Origin of the sequence: Pseudomonas sp. S06B 330 (assembly GCF_002845275.2) — a bacterium.
Classification (GTDB): domain Bacteria; phylum Pseudomonadota; class Gammaproteobacteria; order Pseudomonadales; family Pseudomonadaceae; genus Aquipseudomonas.
In genome coordinates, this window is the sequence record NZ_CP088149.1 from 4,485,673 (window position 1) to 4,504,052 (window position 18,380).

Here is an 18,380-nt window from a genome sequence, read left to right on the forward strand (position 1 = left end):
ACCCTGCGGGGCTAATGGGAAGCGCTAAGCATTTGAACAAAAAAGGATTTCTTAAAATGAGCGCTTGACACCCCAGCGCAAAACTGTAGAATTCATCTCACAGGCGCGGGATGGAGCAGCCTGGTAGCTCGTCGGGCTCATAACCCGAAGGTCGTCGGTTCAAATCCGGCTCCCGCAACCAGATTAAGAAAAGGCCACTCTTCGGAGTGGCCTTTTTCTTTGCCTGAAATAAGTACTCAGGCATAAATTTATTGAAAATCAATAATTAAGCGTTGACAGCCTAGTCAAACGCTGTAGAATCCGCCCCACAGACGCGGGATGGAGCAGTCTGGTAGCTCGTCGGGCTCATAACCCGAAGGTCGTCGGTTCAAATCCGGCTCCCGCAACCAAACAACAGAAAAGGCCACTTTGAAAAAAGTGGCCTTTTTTGCATCTGCAATTCGGTCATCCCCCTCCCCCAGCCCGCGCGGCAATATGAATTTTGTTTAACTATCCTCTAGGCAGGCAGCGGCCCGATCATAGGCGCCACTACTCTCCATAGGGATTGCTACCTTGGCTGGATACTTTCCTCCTGGCGTGCACCATCAACGAGGTGCTTGATGCGCAGCCAGAGATCCGAAACAGAAGCGCCCGTTACCTCCGCTTTGCCCAACGCCGCCCAGCATTTGCGCTGGATTGACCGCTTGAGCCGCTACCGTCAGCCCATCAGCCTGGCCGTGACCTTGCTGCTGTTCACCATTGCCCTGATCGCCTGTCGCCATCTGCTCAGCGAACTGGACATCTATGTACTGCATGACTCGTTGCTCGCTGTACCGCCCGCAGCCCTGACCGGCGCAGTTCTGACCACCGTCGTCGGCTTCATCATCCTGCTTGGTTACGAATGGTCAGCCAGTCGCTATGCCGGCGTTCAATTGCCGCTACAGACCTTGGCCATGGGTGGGTTCAGCGCGTTCGCCATTGGTAACGCCATAGGCCTGTCGCTCCTTTCCGGTGGCTCGGTACGCTACCGGCTGTATGCCCGCCAGGGTGTTGCTGCCGCTGAAGTTGCACGCATGACCCTGTTCGCCAGCCTTTCGCTGGGCTGTGCGCTGCCGCCGCTAGCAGCCTTGGCAACCTTGAGCAACTTGTCGGCGGCAGCGGCAGCGCTGCATCTTCCCCAAGCACTGCTGGCAGCTATAGCCCTGGCTGTACTGGGCCTGGCACTGCTGTTGATGTACGGCCTGTACCGTCGCCGCCTGCCGGAGCAACCCCTGGCAGACAATCTACTGGTGCGCATCGGGCGCCGCACCCTGCGCCTGCCTGGAGCACGCCTGACTTTCCTGCAATTGCTGATTACTGCGCTGGATGTTGCGGCAGCGGCGACCGTGCTGTACCTCCTGCTACCGGATGCGCCGCCCTTCGGCGCCTTCCTACTGGTGTACCTACTGGCCCTTGCTGCGGGTGTACTTAGCCATGTGCCCGGCGGCGTCGGGGTGTTCGAGGCAGTCCTGCTGGCGGCCTTTGCCGATCAGCTGGGCGCGGCGCCGCTGGCTGCCGCCCTGCTGCTCTATCGCCTGATCTATGTAGTGCTTCCGCTGCTGCTGGCTTGCGCCCTATTGCTGGCCAGTGAGGCACGGCGCTTCATCCTTGCCCGTCAGGCTATCAGGGCCGCGTCTGGATTGGCGGCGCCGGTACTGGCCGTCCTGGTGTTTCTCTCCGGTGTCGTACTGTTGTTTTCCGGAGCAACCCCGGAGATCGACGAGCGCCTGCAACACCTGGGCTTTCTGATCCCTCATCGGTTGATCGACGCATCGCATTTCGGCGCCAGCCTGATTGGCGTGCTATGCCTGTTGCTGGCTCAAGGCCTGCGCCGACGCCTGTCCGCCGCCTGGATGCTGACGACCATCTTGCTGCTGGTTGGCGCCCTACTCTCGCTGCTCAAGGGGTTTGACTGGGAAGAGGCCAGCATCTTGACCTTCACGGCCTGCCTGCTGGCCCTGTTCCGCCGCTCCTTCTACCGCCCCAGTCGCCTGCTGGAGCTGCCCTTCTCGCCGGTCTATCTGGCCGCCAGCGCCTGTGTTCTGGGAGCATCGATCTGGTTGCTGCTGTTCGCCTATCAGGACGTGCCCTATAGCCATCAACTCTGGTGGCAGTTCACCCTGGATGCCGACGCCCCGCGCGGCCTGCGCTCAGCCTTGGGGAGTGCGGTATTGCTGGTGGCAGTGGCCCTGACGTGGTTGTTACGCACCGCACGCCCGGTGATTCACCTACCGAACGCGCAAGAACTGCAACGAGCCAGCGTGATCCTGCAGGCTTCCGACCAACCGGATGGCGGTCTGGCGCTGACCGGCGACAAGGCCTTGCTGTTTCATCCCGATGGCGATGCCTTCCTGATGTACGCCCATCGCGGCCGCAGCCTGGTCGCGCTGTACGATCCGATCGGCCCGGCACAAAAGCGAGCCGAGATGATCTGGCAGTTTCGCGACCTGTGTGATGTGCACCACGCTCGACCAGTGTTCTACCAGGTGCGCGCAGAGAACCTGCCGTTCTACATGGACATCGGCCTGACGGCGATCAAGCTCGGCGAAGAGGCACGGGTCGACCTCAAGCGCTTCGACCTGGACGCCAAGGGCAAAGAGATGAAGGACCTGCGCTACACCTGGAATCGGGGTGGCCGCGATGGCTTGAGCCTGGAAGTGCATGAACCGGGACAAGCGCCCCTTGATGAACTCAAGGTCATTTCCGATGCCTGGCTCAGTGGCAAGAACGTCCGCGAGAAAGGCTTCTCCTTGGGCCGCTTCAGCCCCGAGTACCTACAACACTTTCGCATCGCCCTGATTCGCTTCGAAGGGCGCCCGGTAGCCTTTGCCAACTTGCTGGAAACCCATAGCCGAGAGCTTGCCAGCCTCGACCTGATGCGCGCCCACCCACAAGCACCGAAGCTGACCATGGAGTTCATGATGATCGGCTTGATCCAGCACTATAAAAGTCAGGCTTACACCCGCTTCAGCCTGGGCATGGTGCCACTTTCCGGCCTGCAACCCCGCCGTGGTGCGCCGTTGACCCAACGCTTGGGCTCGATGGTGTTCCAGCGTGGCGAGCAGCTCTATAACTTTCAGGGCCTGCGCCGGTTCAAAGACAAGTTCCAGCCGGACTGGGAACCCCGCTACATGGCTGTGCCCGCCGGACTCGATCCACTGGTGGCACTGGCTGACACCGCCGCCCTGATCGCAGGCGGCCTGACCGGACTGGTGAAACGCTGATGATTCGACGCTACTGGCTGCACCTGCTGGCGGCCCTTCTACTGGCTCTACTGGCTGGGGCCTTGGGCTTCTGGCTGTGGACCCGCCCCGCACCTGAGGCGCGCCTGGAACACCTGACCCTGGACGATGGCAGCAGCCTGACCCGGGTGACCCCTGGCACCCACCCCAAAGCACGGGTAGCCGTTGCCGTGCTGCAAGATCAGGCGCTGACCGACAAGCAACTGCTGAACCTGAGCCAAAGCAGTGAGGCGCAAATGGTCCAGGTGATCCTGCCGCCCACCGATTGCACCTTGCAACACACCGCCTTGAACCATGCCCTGCAACAACTGCAAGGCCCGGCGACCCTGGTTGCCGGTATCGGCCCAGGTGCCGCCCAGGCCTGGGAATGGCTGGCCACCCAGACAGACGACAAGGCCCAGGCTATCTCGGTGGATTTCAGTGTCGAGCGTCCCGGTTGCACCACAGCGCTGCCCAAGTCGGCGACCCACGGCCACTGGAACGTGGCCTGGAATGACAACCCCGATGACGCCAGTGCGGCATTTGTTCGAGACCAAGCCAATGCTGAGACCAGCATCAGCGATTACGACATTCATTTGCCGCAAGTACTCAAAGCTCAGCTGAGCCAAGCCTTGCTGGGCGAAGAAGGTAACGCCTTGAGCATCCCAGTGGTTGAAGTGCCGGCCGGGCAGACCACCGATACCGTGACCCTGTTTCTCTCCGGTGATGGCGGCTGGCGCGATTTGGACCGCGATGTGGCTGGTGAAATGGCCAAGCTTGGCTATCCGGTGGTCGGCATCGACACCTTGCGCTACTACTGGCAACACAAGACACCGGAACAAAGTGCCGTCGACCTGTCGGAACTAATGCAGCACTACCGGCAGAAATGGGGCACCAAGCGCTTTGTGCTGACCGGCTATTCGTTCGGCGCCGATGTCTTGCCCGCTATCTATAACCGCCTGCCCGCCGAAGACCAGAAGCGTATCGACGCCGTTATCCTGCTGGCCTTTGCCCGCAGTGGCAGCTTTGAGATCGAGGTTGAAGGCTGGCTAGGCAATGCCGGCAAAGAAGCGCCTACCGGGCCGGAAATGGCCAAACTGCCGGCAGCGAAAGTGGTGTGCATCTATGGCGAGGAAGAGGCTGATGAAAGCGGCTGCACGGATCACACGGCGGTTGGCGAGCGGCTGAAGCTGCCGGGTGGACATCACTTCGACGAAAACTACCCGGCCTTGGCCAAGCGCTTGATCGGTGATATCGAGAGTCGCCAGGGCAAGACCAGCGTTGCCGAGCAGAACTGACACATTCCGGTGGGAGCCGCGCCACGACGGCTCCCACCGGACATCAGATTTCCACCTGGGTACCCAGCTCAATGACCCTGTTCAGCGGCAGCTTGAAAAAGCGCAGGTTACCGTTGGCGTTCTTCAACAGGAAGGCAAACAACATCGCCCGCCAGTGCGTCATGCCCACCAGCCGCGAAGGGATCACGGTCTCACGGCTGAGAAAAAAGGTGGTGCGCATGGGGCTGAAATCCAGCCCCTCCAGATGACACAGCTTCAACGCTGCCGGCACATCCGGTTCGTCCATGAAACCAAAGTGCAGAAGTACCCGGTAGAACCCCTCCCCATAGGCTTCGACCTCGAAGCGTTGCTGCGCTGGCACCCGTGGCATGTCCTCACTGACTACCGTCAACAGCACCACCTGATTGTGCAACACCTGGTTATGCAACATGTTGTGCAGCAAAGCATGGGGGACGGCGTCTGGTCGCGCAGTCAGAAAAATCGCCGTGCCTTCGACCCGGTGCGGTGGTTGCACACGGATGCTGGCAATAAACAGTGGCAACGGCAGGCTACCTTCATCGAGGCGCTCTACCAGGATCTGCTTGCCGCGCTTCCAGGTGGTCATCAGCACAAACAGAGCAATCCCCGCCAATACCGGAAAGGCGCCGCCTTGCACCACTTTAGGGACGTTTGCAGCAAAGAACAGACCATCGACAAACAAAAAGCCCAGCAACACGGGCACCGCCAATACCGGTGGCCACTTCCACAGCAACAGCATCACCGTGGACACCAGCAGCGTGGTCATCAGCATTGTCCCGGTCACGGCTACCCCATAGGCCGAGGCCAGTGCCCCGGACGACTCGAAGCCCAGCACCAGCAAGACCACGCCAACCATCAGCGCCCAGTTCACCGCCCCAATATAGATCTGGCCCTGCTCGTCGCTTGAGGTGTGCTGGATTTGCATGCGTGGCACGTAGCCAAGCTGAATGGCTTGCCGGGTCAGGGAGAAGGCCCCGGAGATGACCGCCTGAGAGGCAATCACTGTCGCCAAGGTGGCAAGACCGACCAGGGGTATCAATGCCCAGCCCGGTGCCAATAGATAGAAGGGATTGCGTGCAGCTTCAGGGTTTTGCAGCAACAAGGCGCCCTGACCGAAGTAGTTGAGCACCAGCGCCGGTAGCACCAGGATGAACCAGGCCCGGGCAATCGGCTTGCGGCCGAAGTGGCCCATGTCGGCGTACAGTGCCTCGGCACCGGTCAACGCCAACACCACAGCCCCCAGGATCGCCACCCCCATGCCCGGATGGACAATAAAGAAGCGTACCGCCCAGAGCGGATTGATCGCCTTGAGCACTTCCGGGCTCTGGGCAATGCCATGCACGCCCAGCGCCGCCAGCACCAAAAACCAGGCCACCATTACTGGCCCGAACAGAATACCGATGCGTGCGGTGCCATGCTTCTGGATCAGAAACAGCCCCACCAGCACCACCAGAGCCACCGGCACCACCCAGTGATCGATGCCATCGAAGGCCAGCTCCATCCCCTCCACCGCCGACAACACCGAGATCGCCGGGGTGATCATGCTGTCGCCATAAAACAGCGCTGCGCCGATCAGGCCGCAGACCACCATGACTGCGCGCAGCTTGGGGTAAGGCGCAGACGCACGTCTGGCCAGGGCGGTCAGGGCCATGGTGCCGCCTTCACCCTGGTTGTCGGCACGCAGGATGAACAGCATGTACTTGATCGACACCACCCAGATCAGTGACCAGAAGATCAGCGCCAGGATGCCCAGTACCCCGTCGTGATTGACCGGCACACCATAGTCGCCGGAAAACACCTCCTTGAGGGTGTACAGCGGACTGGTACCGATATCGCCGTAAACCACCCCTACCGCCGCTACCAGCAAGCTCAACGGCTTCGCTGCCGAATGCCCGGAATCTGCCTGCTCGCTTGCCTGAACCATCCGCCACTCCCGCAACCAAGACCCTTGGGCCGGTAAAATTCACGCCAGACACTGAGTGCTCTGTTACCGCACCGCTGGAGCCATCAGGACCCGATAGAAACACAGGCACAGTGCCGCGAAGCATAGCCCAGGGTTTGCCGCTTTTCTGCTGGCCAAATGACACCACCGTCTTTAGCATTGCGCGCTTTTCACCAGGAGCGGTGCATGCGCCATCTCAGGAGCCTGACCCGGGCGTTGCATAAACAGCAGATCGAGGGCATTACCTTTTATCTTGATCCGCAGCAGCATCAAGCGTTGGCTACTGCCGTGCGAAGCTTTATTACCGCACCGCAACAGCACACCGCCCTGGACGTGCCGGAAGCGACCCGCGGGGTTTTCCTGTTGCACGGTGAGCGTAAATGGGTGCTCAAACACAATCGTCTGACCCATTGGAAAAAGCAGTTGCAGAACTACCTGGGGTTGAAAAAGGCCTTCGGTCTGCATGATCTGACCAACGAATTCATCAATCTCTGGGCAGTGTCCGCCAAGTCCGCCTGTGCCCCGAGCATTGCCGCCTTCGGCTACAAGGGACGATTTCCGTTCCTCAAAGAGGAATACCTGCTGGTTGGCTTTCTGGAAGACCACTGCAGCGTTGATGAGCGGTTGACTGCACATCCCGAGCAGGCCGCAACCTTGCTGCCTGAAGTCTTCCGGCTGTTTGCACGCATGCTTGATGAAGGCTTCGTGCACATGGATCCTCACCCCAAGAACATCCTGATCGCCCCTGATGGTGGACTACGTTTGATCGACTTCGAATGTTGCGCTCACTCAGTGCTGGATCGCGACTTCAGCCTGGGATTTTTGATGGGCTATTTTTTCCATTACTGGATCAAACGATTCATCTCGCTGGACGACTACCGGGCGTGCTGCGAGCAGTATTTGCAGGCCGAGCAACCGACCTTGCAACGTAGCGTTTTCATGCCTGTATACGAGCGTTTTCTCAATGGAAAAGTCTCTCGCACAACTCGCTACTCGATTCTTACCTGCCCGAAGGCGCAGGCAACGTTCAAGGCGCTGTAGCGCCTACGTGCATCAGCAATGCCCTTGCACGCTCCAGAGCGCGGCAGCCAGCGGCTTGGGGAGAGAACGCCCGGGCACAGCACTCGTCGTTTTTCCCTGTTTAAAGCTGGTCAACTCCGTTGCGCACCGCTAGAATTGCGCACTTTTTGATCAGAGGCGCTGCTAGCGCCCAACAGGACAGCGGGCTTGTGGCACGACTGTCCCCATTACACCGAGGTTAGTCATGTCCACCACTCCTACGCCCACCACGCCTAAGGTCGGCTTCGTCTCCCTGGGTTGCCCCAAAGCCCTGGTCGATTCCGAACGCATCCTGACCCAACTGCGCATGGAAGGCTACGAAGTCGTGCCCACCTATCAGGATGCCGATGTGGTGGTGGTCAATACCTGTGGCTTCATCGACAGCGCCAAGGCCGAATCCCTTGAAGTGATCGGCGAAGCGATCAAAGAAAACGGCAAGGTCATCGTCACCGGCTGCATGGGTGTCGAAGAAGGCAGTATCCGTGACGTGCACCCAAGCGTGCTGGCTGTAACCGGCCCGCAGCAGTATGAGCAAGTCGTCAACGCCGTACACGAAGTGGTGCCGCCGCGTCAGGATCACAACCCGTTGATCGATCTGGTGCCACCGCAGGGCGTCAAGCTGACCCCGCGCCACTACGCTTACCTGAAGATTTCCGAAGGCTGCAACCACAGCTGCAGCTTCTGCATCATCCCGTCGATGCGCGGCAAGCTGGTCAGCCGCCCGGTCGGTGACGTACTCAGCGAAGCCGAACGCCTGGTCAAGGCCGGGGTCAAGGAAATTCTGGTGATCTCCCAGGACACCAGCGCCTACGGCGTCGACGTCAAGTACAAGACCGATTTCTGGAATGGCCGACCGGTCAAGACGCGCATGCTCGAACTGTGCGAAGCGCTGAGCAGCCTGGGTGCCTGGGTGCGCCTGCACTACGTCTACCCCTACCCGAACGTCGACGACATCATTCCACTGATGGCCGCCGGCAAGGTCCTGCCGTACCTGGACATCCCGTTCCAGCACGCCAGCCCGAAAGTGCTCAAGTCGATGAAGCGTCCGGCGTTTGAAGACCGCACCCTGGCGCGCATCAAAAAATGGCGCGAGCAGTGCCCGGAGCTGATCATCCGCTCCACCTTCATCGTCGGCTTCCCTGGCGAAACCGAAGAAGACTTCCAGTACCTGCTCGACTGGCTGACCGAAGCCCAGCTCGACCGCGTCGGCTGCTTCCAGTACTCGCCTGTCGAAGGCGCCCCGGCCAACGACCTGGGCCTGGATGTCGTCCCTGATGACATCAAGCAGGAACGCTGGGATCGCTTCATGGCCCATCAGCAGGCAATCAGCACTGCTCGCCTGCAACTGCGCATCGGCCGCGAAATCGACGTACTGATTGATGAAGTGGAAGAAGAAGGCTCGGTAGGCCGTAGCTACTTCGACGCCCCGGAAATCGACGGCAACGTGTTCATCGATGGCAACCACGGCTTCAAGCCTGGTGACACCGTCCGCTGCCGCGTTACCGACGCTGACGAGTACGACATGTGGGCTGAACCGATCTAAGCCGGCTCTGCGCAAAATAGCCCTGCCAGTTATGGCGGGGCTTTTTTTTGGTTCTTCAAGGATTAGCGGTTGAAGTTGCTGGGAGCTTATCCATTCAATGTGGCGATGCTGTCGCCGGCAAGACTGGTTCCCACAATGGGCCAGCGAGCATGCTCGCGATGGTGTCCGGCTCTGAGCACCCAGCACCAGCACCATAAACATCTTCCCGAGATTCCGTGAAGAACCTTTTTTTGCAACTATCGTTTTCTTTGTCGGCCAAGGAAAGGAAAGCAAATAATGTACAACCACAGCCGTGTACAGACCCCCAGCCTGAGCGATTACCCGGAGTTGGCGAACGTCTGGGAAGCCTCAGTGCGAGCGACCCACGACTTCTTGCCCGAGAGCTACATCTGCCTGCTGCGTGAGCTGCTACTCAGTCAGTACCTGGACGCGGTGATGCTGATCTGCTGCAAGGATGCCAAGCAGCGCATCAGCGGTTTTGCCGGTGTGGCTGCCGGGCGCGTGGAAATGCTCTTCATCGACCCCGCAGCGCGCGGTCAAGGCTTGGGCAAGCACCTGTTGCGCTACGCCATCGACGAACTCAATGCCATTCAACTCGACGTCAACGAACAGAATCCCCAGGCGCTGGGTTTCTACCTGCGCCAAGGCTTCGAAGTGGTCGGCCGCTCGGAAACGGATGGCATGGGGCAGCCCTACCCCCTACTGCATTTGAGGCTTATTCAGACAAAAGCCGCGCAAACCGGCTGACAGAAAGCGTCGTACCTTTCTGAAATGCAGCGAAATCACAGAATAATGGCCCGATGGACGAATGTTGCCGGACCTGGGCCTGTCCACGCGGTTACAATGGACATCTTTCCCTGTACCTACGGCTGTCGTCATGTCTGAACCCATTCGCCTTTCCAAACGCCTTATCGAACTGGTCGGTTGCTCCCGACGGGAGGCTGAGCTGTACATCGAAGGCGGCTGGGTCACCGTCGATGGCACGGTCATCGATGAGCCGCAGTTCAAGGTAACCGAACAGAAGGTCGAGCTGCTGACCGGGGCCCGTGCCGAAGCCCTGGAGCCGGCAACCCTGTTGCTCAACCAGCCCGCCGACCAAGACATCGACAGCGCCTGCAACAGCATTACCGTTGCCAGCTTTTGTGCAGAGCTCAGCCAAGACCGTCGCCCGCTCAAAGGCCACTTCGCCCGCCTGAACAACGTGGCACCGTTGCAGCAAGGCGCCAGTGGCCTGCAAGTGTTCACGCAGGACTGGCGAGTAACCCGCAAGCTCGAATCTGACCTGGCCAAACTCGAGCAGGAATATGTGGTTGAGGTCAGCGGCGACATGATCGCCCACGGCCTGGAGCGCTTGAACCGCGGCTTTACCTGGAAAGGCAAGGAGCTGCCGAAGATCAAGGCCAGTTGGCAGAACGAAACGCGCCTACGCATGGTCATGAAAAACCCGCAGCCCGGCCTGATCGCCCTGCTGTGCAGCAGCGTCGGGGTCACCCCGGTGAGCATGCGACGGATTCGCCTCGGCGGCGTGTCGATGAGCAAGCTGCCCCTGGGCCAGTGGCGCTATCTGGCGGCCAGCGAAAAATTCTAGCAACAAGGCGCTGTCACTCAGGCAGCGCCCCGAACAGGATTGTCACTATGATTCACAACGATGTACTGCGCAGCCTGCGCTACCTGCTGGACGTCAACGACGCCAAGCTGACCGATATCATCAAGCTCAGCGGCTTCGACGTCGCTACCGACGATATCGTCTCGTACCTGAAAAAAGATGACGAAGAAGGCTTCGTGCGCTGCCCTGACGAAGTCATTGCACACTTCCTCGATGGTCTGGTGATCTTCAAGCGTGGCAAGGACGACAGCCGTCCTCCACAGCCTGTAGAACTGCCGGTGACCAACAACATCATCATGAAGAAGCTGCGGGTAGCCTTCGAACTCAAGGAAGATGACCTGCACGCGATCCTCAAAGCTGCCGACTTCCCGGTGTCCAAGCCGGAACTCAGCGCCTTGTTCCGCAAGGTCGGGCACAACAACTACCGTCCGTGTGGTGACCAGTTGTTGCGCAACTTCCTCAAGGGTCTGACCCTGCGAGTGCGTGGCTGAGCCGTCGATGAACTACAGCGTCGCCCCGATTGGCTTCGTCCGCTCCTGCTTCAAGGAAAAGTTTGCCATCCCGCGCCAGCCGCAGTTGGCGCCCGCAGCGCGCGGTGTACTGGAACTGCTGCCGCCGTTTGACAGCGGCGACGCGGTAGCTGGGCTCGAACAGGTCAGCCATGTCTGGTTACTGTTCCTGTTCCACCAGGCCCTGGAGGACAAGCCACGGCTCAAGGTGCGCCCGCCTCGTTTAGGCGGCAATACCTCCATGGGGGTGTTCGCTACCCGTGCAACCCATCGTCCCAATGGTATCGGTCAATCGGTGGTGCGGCTGGAGCGGGTTGAGGCTGGGCGCTTGCTGCTTTCGGGCATTGATCTGCTCGACGGTACCCCGGTGCTCGACATCAAGCCCTATGTGCCCTACGCCGACGCGGTCAGTGGCGCGACCAACCAGATGGCCAGTGCAGCACCGGCACCGATTGCGGTGGCCTGGAGTGACAGCGCCCTGCCGCAGGCGCGCGAGCACGCCTTGCGCCTGGGCGAGCCACTGGTTGAGCTGATTGAACAGTGCCTGGCGCAGGACCCACGTCCGGCGTATCAGGTTCCGCCAGCGGAGCGTGTGTACGGCGTTAAGTTTTGGGATGTGCAGGTGCGTTGGCACTACCCGCAGCCGGATCAGATCCGGGTGCTGGAAGTGGTGACTGAGGCCTGACTCCTGCCGGCTACTCTGCAGCCATCGTCGGCACGACCGGCTCCCACAGGCGCCCAGGCGACCTTAAAGAGCCACCATCCTATGGCAGAAACGAAAAAAGCAGGCCTAGGCCTGCTTTTTCTGTTTCTGCGTTGCTTACTTCTCGACGAATGCACGCTCGATCAAGTAATCACCCGGCTCACGCATACGTGCCGAGATCTTCAGGCCGAAACTGTCCAGCACTTCGCTGGTTTCGTCGAGCATGCTCGGGCTGCCGCAAATCATTGCGCGGTCGTCCTGCGGGTTGATCGGCGGCAGGCCGATGTCGCTGAACAGCTTGCCGCTACGCATCAGATCGGTCAGGCGCCCCTGGTTCTCGAACGGCTCACGGGTCACAGTCGGGTAGTAGATCAACTTGTCACGCAGCGCTTCGCCGAAGAACTCGTTCTGCGGCAGGTGCTCGGTGATGAATTCGCGGTAGGCGACTTCATTGACGTAACGCACACCGTGAACCAGGATCACCTTTTCAAAGCGCTCGTAGGTTTCCGGATCCTGGATCACGCTCATGAACGGCGCCAGGCCAGTACCGGTGCTGAGCAGGTACAGGTGCTTGCCCGGGTTCAGGTCGTCCAGTACCAGGGTACCGGTAGGCTTCTTGCTGATGATGATCTCATCGCCTTCCTTCAGGTGTTGCAGCTGCGAGGTCAGCGGGCCGTCTGGCACCTTGATGCTGAAGAACTCCAGATGCTCTTCCCAGTTCGGGCTGGCGATCGAGTAGGCACGCATGAGCGGGCGGCCGTTAGGCTGTTGCAGGCCGATCATCACGAACTGACCGTTCTCGAAGCGCAGGCCCGGATCGCGGGTGCACTTGAAGCTGAACAGGGTGTCATTCCAGTGATGAACACTGAGGACACGTTCGTGGTTCATGTTGCTCATGTACGGGCTCCTGAAATAAAACGCAGCGCTAACCTAGAGCGCGATTGCGCGATAGTTTAGTGCGAGCGACAATATCTGTTAAATGAATTATCAAGATATGTCTTATCGGTTATATAGATATGCGATTTACGCTCCGTCAGCTCCAGGTGTTCGTCGCCGTAGCCCAGTATCAAAGCGTCTCACGAGCCGCAGGGATACTGGCGTTATCGCAGTCGGCCGCCAGTACCTCAATCACCGAACTTGAGCGCCAGTCCAGCTGTCAGCTGTTTGACCGTGCCGGCAAACGTCTGAGCCTCAACGCCTTGGGTCATCAACTGCTGCCCCAGGCCGTGGCACTGCTCGATCAGGCCAAAGAAATCGAAGACCTGCTCAACGGCAAGTCCGGCTTTGGCTCCTTGGCAGTGGGCGCTACTCTGACCATCGGTAACTACCTGGCCACCCTGCTGATCGGCAGTTTCATGCAGATCCACCCGGAGAGTCAGGTCAAGCTGCATGTACAGAACACTGCGCACATCGTGCAACAGGTTGCTCATTATGAAATTGATCTGGGTCTAATCGAAGGCGACTGCAACCATCCGGATCTTGAAGTCCAACCCTGGGTTGAAGACGAGCTGGTGGTTTTTTGTGCACCGCAGCACCCGCTGGCCAAGCGTGGCCAGGCCAGCCTTGAAGAGCTGACCCATGAAGCCTGGATCCTGCGCGAACAGGGTTCCGGCACCCGCCTGACCTTTGATCAGGCCATGCGTCACCACCGCTCCCACCTCAACATCCGCTTGGAGCTTGAGCATACCGAAGCGATCAAGCGCGCCGTCGAGTCAGGTTTGGGTATCGGCTGTATCTCCCGCCTGGCCCTGCGCGACGCATTTCGTCGCGGCAGCTTGGTAGCGGTAGAAACGCCGGAGCTGGACCTGGCCCGACAGTTTTACTTCATCTGGCACAAGCAGAAGTACCAGACCTCAGCCATGCGCGAGTTTCTCGAGTTGTGCCGTAGCTTTACGGCCGGCGTCAGCCGCAGCGACGAGATCGTGCTGCCAACCATTGCCTAAAGCAGGATCACAGCCCAGACCAACCCCACCATCGTCAAGGCGACGAATTGAGCGGCGCTGCCCATGTCCTTGGCGTTTTTCGACAGGGGGTGGCGATCCAGGGAAATCCGGTCGATTGCCGCTTCGACTGCCGAGTTGAGCAATTCAACGATCAGGCCCAACAGGCAGACAGCGATCAGGATAGCTCGCTCGGCTCGGCTGACCTCTAGCCAGAACGCCAGCGGAATCAGCACAACATTAAGCAGCACCAGTTGGCGGAACGCCGCTTCGCCGGTAAAGGCTGCACGCAGCCCGTCAAACGAATAACCGGTAGCGTTGAAAATACGTTTAAGGCCGGTCTGGCCCTTGAAAGGCGATGACATAGAAGGTCACTTCGTCCACTGAAAATGCGCTAAAGCCTAGCGTAAATCGGGTCAAAAAAGCGTGAAGGCATAAGCCTCAGCTCGCTGAAACCGATTCCAGTTGTTGCAAGAGCAATGCGGCCTGCGTCCGGGTACGCACACCAAGCTTGCGGAAAATTGCCGTGACATGGGCCTTGATGGTCGCCTCAGAAACGCTCAACTCGTAGGCGATCTGTTTGTTCAACAAGCCTTCGCAGACCATGGTCAGCACCCGGAACTGCTGGGGCGTGAGGCTAGCCAAGCCTTCACTGGCGGCTTTGGCTTCAGCCGACACGTCGACTTTTTCAAAGGCTTGCGGTGGCCACCAGACATCACCCTCAAGGACCTTTTTCACCGCATCCTGAATGACTTCCAGTGAGCTGGATTTGGGAATGAAGCCACTGGCACCAAACTCACGCGACTTCACCACGACGGCGGCTTCTTCCTGAGCCGAAACCATGACGACCGGAATCTGTGGGTACTGTCCGCGCAGCAGCACCAGGCCGGAAAAACCGTAGGCACCTGGCATGTTGAGGTCCAGCAGCACCAGGTCCCAGTCGGACTTCTCGGCAAGGCGGGTTTCCAGTTCAGCAATGCTCGCCACTTCTACTAGGCGAACATCGGGCCCCAGGCCCAGGGTTACAGCCTGACGCAGGGCACTGCGAAACAGCGGGTGGTCATCGGCAATCAGGATTTCGTACGTGGCCATCGATCTAATGATCCTGTTCTGTGCAGGCGCAGGGAGGAAGAATAGGCGCCTGGCGGGCAACTCAAGGTGTTGACGGCACGGCCGCACACCCAAAAGGCACTTCAAGGCCAGGAAAAACGCAGTTTCAAGCCTTGTATATGCCCGAATCGGCGCCAAGGATGCCGAGCCAGAACCGGGTGGTCAAGTTGATTGCCCGGTCGTGGCAGGCAAGCGATGGTCGCCAGCCTGGCTATTATGACCGATTGTGCAACGTCTGCCCCTTGTACTATAGGAAGGTATGCAAACGCTGGTGAACCGCATCCTGCTCATCCAGCGGCCACTGGTGCTTGGCACTCAGATAATGCGTACTGAACACATCCAGGTAAGCATCCAGCGCCTCGGCAGCGCGTTGATCGCCCGCCAGCTCCAGGCACATGGCCGCGACCTCGGCGGTACAGAAGTGGTCGTCACGCTTGGAACGCCGCAAGCGGTAGCGCGACAGTTGCTCGGGCTGCAGGCTGAGCACCGGGAAGCGATCCAGGTACGGGCTCTTGCGAAACATCTTGCGCGCCTCGGTCCAGGTTGCATCGAGCAAGATGAACAATGGCCGCTTGCCGGGCTCGCGGGCCACTTCGCTGACCACCCTTTGCGGCGCAACGAACTCACCGGGGAAGACGATATACGGCTGCCACTGCGGCTGATCGAGCAAGGCCAGTAGTGCCTCATCGACCGAAGTACGCTGCCAGCCAAAGGCCGAAGTGTCGGCAATCAGGTCAGCGATCAACCAACCGGTGTTGCTCGGTTTCAATGGTTCGGTGTCGTGCATCAGCAGGCACATGGCCGAATCGGACGGCACCTGCGGACGCCAGGCACACAGGCAATGGCTGAAGATCACCCGGCACTGCGGGCAGCGTGGTGCCCGTGATCCGCGTGCAACGAAAGGTTTGACACTGCGCGCCAGGCGCTCGGCGCGCAGGCGCGATACGGCATGGCTCATGGCAGCAGACTATAGAGGCAGGAAAAGGATGGCACTGCACGGACTCGGCAAGACAGGAAATCCGCGCCAGTTTATCAGAGCCAGAGGGACGGTAGACGGTAATTGCCGTGCAGGCGCAGCACCGTCTCCCCTATAATCCTCAGCCTGTCGCTACCCGCTGGCACCACGACTACGCGCGTGAGGGAACACCGTGCACAGTTGCCGGTCCAACCGCCAGTTACCGAACCTGGAGAAATTCATGCTGCGTTTCATCGCCCCGTCCCTGAGCCTGTTGCTCGCCCTGCCGCTGGCCGCCAATGCTGCCTCCAAACAGGAATACGAGCTGGGCCAGATGCTGCAAAAAGTTGCTGCACAAAGCAGCGTGGGCACGCCGCGAGCAATCAATGAAGACATCCTCGACCAGGGTTACACCGTCGAAGGCAAGCAACTGATCAATCACCTGAGCGTGCTTCCCAGCCACGCGCAAAAGATGAAGGCCGACCCGAATCGGGTGCGCAGCCAATTGGGTGACAGCGTCTGCAAGAACACCGGTTTTCGTCAACTGCTGGAAAAAGGCGCGGTGTTGACCTACCGCTTCACCGAGTACAAAACCAACCGCCCGGTGAGCGAGCAAGCTTTCAATGCTGCCAGCTGTGGTCTGAAAGTCGCCAAATAACGCTAGGCCACCTGTTCACTGTCGCGCCGCTGCTTTTCATCGGCGCGCAGTTCAGCCACCAGGGCCTGGACGTAACGTGAGTGCCTTACCCCTCCCCCCAAGCGACGTAGGCACTCTTCTTCAAGGCTCAGGTTATTGGCCTGAGCCGAGCGCTCGAGCAACTCGAACAGCTGCGCATCGAGCTCCAGATTAAGCCGTTGCATGTGACAGCCTCCCTGCACTGCGGCAATCGCTCAGGTTTCCAGTTAACCAGACCCACGTCTGCGTTGGATCCCGGCTGACGAGCGGTTATTCCAGCCCCCGAACCTTGTAGCCGCTGCCGCCAGGCTGCGATCGACTGCAGAGCAGTCGGCACCCTGCCACCTACATCGGTGAGTTGCGGCCGCTTCGCGCCCGATCGCAGCCTGGCGGCAGCGGCGACAACGAAGATTCAGCATGAAGTCCCATCAGGGTCTAGATTGAAAGCAAGCGCCCGCCCGTTTCAGGGCTCGCACCGGGGGATGCCCAGCGAGAACAACAAAGAGCCCATCACCACTGCACTAAGACCTTGCAGGTCTACTGCAATGCTCGAGGCGCACACTCGAGCCACGGCAGCCAGCGACACACGCAGTGTCGCGGCCGGTACCGATCAGGTCCGGTCAGAGGTTTTGCTGCAGAAGGAGACGTTGAATGCCTTACCAACCGAGCGAACTGCTATCGAGCCACTTCAAGAACAATGGAATCGACCTGAGCAAGCTGGAAGAACAATTGACGCTGGTTGCGCCCGATAGCCCCAACCTGCCGCTGTACCGCGACATGATGCTGACCGTCCTGCGCATGGCCCACGACGACAGCAACCGCTGGAACGCCAAGATCACCCTGCAGGCCCTGCGCGAACTGGACCATGCCTTCCGCACCCTTGAACAGTACAAGGGACGGCGCAAGGTCACCGTATTCGGCTCCGCCCGCACCCCGATCGAACACCCCATGTATGCACTGGCCAGGGAGCTTGGTGCGACCCTGGCACGTTCCAACCTGATGGTCATCACCGGTGCTGGCGGCGGCATCATGGCCGCCGCGCACGAAGGCGCAGGTGTCGAACACAGCTTGGGTTTCAACATTACCCTGCCCTTCGAGCAGCATGCCAACTCCACCGTGGACGGCACCGACAAGCTGCTGCCGTTTCACTTTTTCTTTATTCGCAAGCTGTTCTTCGTCAAGGAAGCGGATGCCCTGGTGCTGTGCCCAGGCGGCTTCGGCACACTGGACGAAGCCTTGGAAGTCCTCACCCTTATCCAGACGGGCAAGAGCCCACTGGTACCGGTGGTGTTGCTGGACTCCCCGGGGGGTAATTTCTGGCTGGACGCACTGAACTTCATTACCCGCCAACTGGAAGAAAACCGCTATATCCTGCCCAGCGACCTGAAGCTGTTGCGACTGGTACAAAGTGCCGAGGAAGCGGTTGAGGAGATCAACCAGTTTTATAGCAATTACCACTCCAGCCGCTGGCTGAAAAACCAGTTTGTGATCCGCATGCACCACCCGCTCAGCGAGGGCGCGTTACTCGATCTACAGGAGGGTTTTGCCGACCTACGCCTAAGCGGTCAATACCACCAGCACGCCTACGCAGGGGAACACCACGATGAGCCCAGGTTCAGCCACCTGACGCGCCTGACCTTCGCCTTCAACGGCCGTGACCAGGGGCGCCTGCGCGAGCTGGTAGACTTCATCAACCTGTCGGAAAACTGGGCCAAGCCCGAACCCATGCACACCACTCAACGCGCCCGCGAAGCACTCAGGGTCACATAAATCCCGTACGCG

The 18,380-nt window shown here is 59.7% G+C and carries 17 protein-coding genes and 2 tRNA genes; 13 read left to right on the forward strand and 6 right to left on the reverse strand.

Annotated features, from left to right (window positions below):
* The first annotated feature begins 104 nt into the window (after window positions 1-104).
* The 4 genes from CX511_RS20085 (at window position 105) to CX511_RS20100 (ending at window position 4,537) form a co-directional block, all read left to right on the forward strand.
* Window positions 105-181 (forward strand) — tRNA-Met (locus CX511_RS20085).
* Window positions 182-312: 131 nt separating this feature from the next.
* A tRNA-Met gene (locus CX511_RS20090) sits at window positions 313-389 on the forward strand.
* Between the two features lie 210 nt (window positions 390-599).
* On the forward strand, window positions 600-3,242 hold the full coding sequence (gene mprF / locus CX511_RS20095; RefSeq protein ID WP_101292196.1) for a bifunctional lysylphosphatidylglycerol flippase/synthetase MprF: 2,643 nt from the start codon (window positions 600-602) through the stop codon (window positions 3,240-3,242).
* Window positions 3,242-4,537, forward strand: a complete 1,296-nt coding sequence (locus tag CX511_RS20100; protein WP_101292195.1) for a virulence factor family protein — start codon at window positions 3,242-3,244, stop codon at window positions 4,535-4,537. The genes mprF and CX511_RS20100 overlap by 1 nt, the downstream gene beginning before the upstream one ends.
* Window positions 4,538-4,580: 43 nt before the next feature.
* On the opposite strand, the gene CX511_RS20105 is transcribed toward CX511_RS20100, so the two are convergent.
* Window positions 4,581-6,479, reverse strand: coding sequence for a potassium transporter Kup (locus CX511_RS20105; RefSeq protein WP_101292194.1), 1,899 nt, complete (start codon window positions 6,477-6,479; stop codon window positions 4,581-4,583).
* Between the two features lie 204 nt (window positions 6,480-6,683).
* Between CX511_RS20105 and CX511_RS20110 the strand changes: the two genes are divergently transcribed.
* From CX511_RS20110 to tsaA, 6 genes are all read left to right on the forward strand, one after another.
* A complete protein-coding gene (locus tag CX511_RS20110) occupies window positions 6,684-7,538 on the forward strand; it encodes a phosphotransferase (protein ID WP_101292193.1) in 855 nt (284 codons plus the stop codon).
* A 223-nt stretch (window positions 7,539-7,761) separates the two neighbouring features.
* On the forward strand, window positions 7,762-9,099 hold the full coding sequence (gene rimO, locus CX511_RS20115; protein WP_045187758.1) for a 30S ribosomal protein S12 methylthiotransferase RimO: 1,338 nt from the start codon (window positions 7,762-7,764) through the stop codon (window positions 9,097-9,099).
* A gap of 276 nt (window positions 9,100-9,375) precedes the next feature.
* On the forward strand, window positions 9,376-9,846 hold the full coding sequence (locus tag CX511_RS20120; RefSeq protein WP_045187760.1) for a GNAT family N-acetyltransferase: 471 nt from the start codon (window positions 9,376-9,378) through the stop codon (window positions 9,844-9,846).
* A gap of 130 nt (window positions 9,847-9,976) precedes the next feature.
* Entirely contained in the window at window positions 9,977-10,687 is a 711-nt protein-coding gene (locus CX511_RS20125; protein WP_101292192.1) for an rRNA pseudouridine synthase, read from the forward strand.
* Between the two features lie 47 nt (window positions 10,688-10,734).
* Entirely contained in the window at window positions 10,735-11,196 is a 462-nt protein-coding gene (locus CX511_RS20130) for a YehS family protein (protein WP_045187764.1), read from the forward strand.
* A 7-nt stretch (window positions 11,197-11,203) separates the two neighbouring features.
* Entirely contained in the window at window positions 11,204-11,899 is a 696-nt protein-coding gene (gene tsaA, locus CX511_RS20135; RefSeq protein ID WP_045187766.1) for a tRNA (N6-threonylcarbamoyladenosine(37)-N6)-methyltransferase TrmO, read from the forward strand.
* Between the two features lie 135 nt (window positions 11,900-12,034).
* On the opposite strand, the gene fpr is transcribed toward tsaA, so the two are convergent.
* Window positions 12,035-12,814 carry a ferredoxin-NADP reductase gene (gene fpr, locus CX511_RS20140; protein WP_003222277.1) on the reverse strand — a complete coding sequence of 260 codons (780 nt, stop codon included), beginning with the start codon at window positions 12,812-12,814 and terminating at the stop codon, window positions 12,035-12,037.
* A gap of 119 nt (window positions 12,815-12,933) precedes the next feature.
* Here fpr and CX511_RS20145 point away from each other — a divergent pair, with 119 nt between their 5' ends.
* Window positions 12,934-13,860 (forward strand): LysR family transcriptional regulator, encoded by a 927-nt coding sequence (locus CX511_RS20145; RefSeq protein ID WP_045187771.1) that lies wholly within the window; start codon window positions 12,934-12,936, stop codon window positions 13,858-13,860.
* Here CX511_RS20145 and CX511_RS20150 read toward each other — a convergent pair.
* The 3 genes from CX511_RS20150 to CX511_RS20160 form a co-directional block, all read right to left on the reverse strand.
* Complete coding sequence (locus CX511_RS20150) at window positions 13,857-14,222, reverse strand: diacylglycerol kinase (RefSeq protein WP_045187773.1); 366 nt, start codon at window positions 14,220-14,222, stop codon at window positions 13,857-13,859. The genes CX511_RS20145 and CX511_RS20150 overlap by 4 nt on opposite strands.
* Before the next feature lie 76 nt (window positions 14,223-14,298).
* Window positions 14,299-14,949, reverse strand: a complete 651-nt coding sequence (gene erdR / locus CX511_RS20155; RefSeq protein WP_045187775.1) for a response regulator transcription factor ErdR — start codon at window positions 14,947-14,949, stop codon at window positions 14,299-14,301.
* Between the two features lie 265 nt (window positions 14,950-15,214).
* Window positions 15,215-15,925 (reverse strand): tRNA-uridine aminocarboxypropyltransferase, encoded by a 711-nt coding sequence (locus CX511_RS20160; protein ID WP_045187777.1) that lies wholly within the window; start codon window positions 15,923-15,925, stop codon window positions 15,215-15,217.
* Window positions 15,926-16,163: 238 nt separating this feature from the next.
* Between CX511_RS20160 and CX511_RS20165 the strand changes: the two genes are divergently transcribed.
* Window positions 16,164-16,580, forward strand: a complete 417-nt coding sequence (locus tag CX511_RS20165) for a quorum-sensing-regulated virulence factor family protein (protein ID WP_045187780.1) — start codon at window positions 16,164-16,166, stop codon at window positions 16,578-16,580.
* Window positions 16,581-16,582: 2 nt separating this feature from the next.
* Here CX511_RS20165 and CX511_RS20170 read toward each other — a convergent pair whose 3' ends face one another.
* Window positions 16,583-16,783, reverse strand: a complete 201-nt coding sequence (locus CX511_RS20170; protein WP_038613929.1) for a hypothetical protein — start codon at window positions 16,781-16,783, stop codon at window positions 16,583-16,585.
* Between the two features lie 466 nt (window positions 16,784-17,249).
* On the opposite strand from CX511_RS20170, the gene CX511_RS20175 reads away from it, so the two are divergent.
* Window positions 17,250-18,368: an LOG family protein gene (locus tag CX511_RS20175; RefSeq protein WP_101292191.1), complete on the forward strand. Its 1,119-nt coding sequence runs from the start codon at window positions 17,250-17,252 to the stop codon at window positions 18,366-18,368.
* Window positions 18,369-18,380 lie beyond the last annotated feature (12 nt).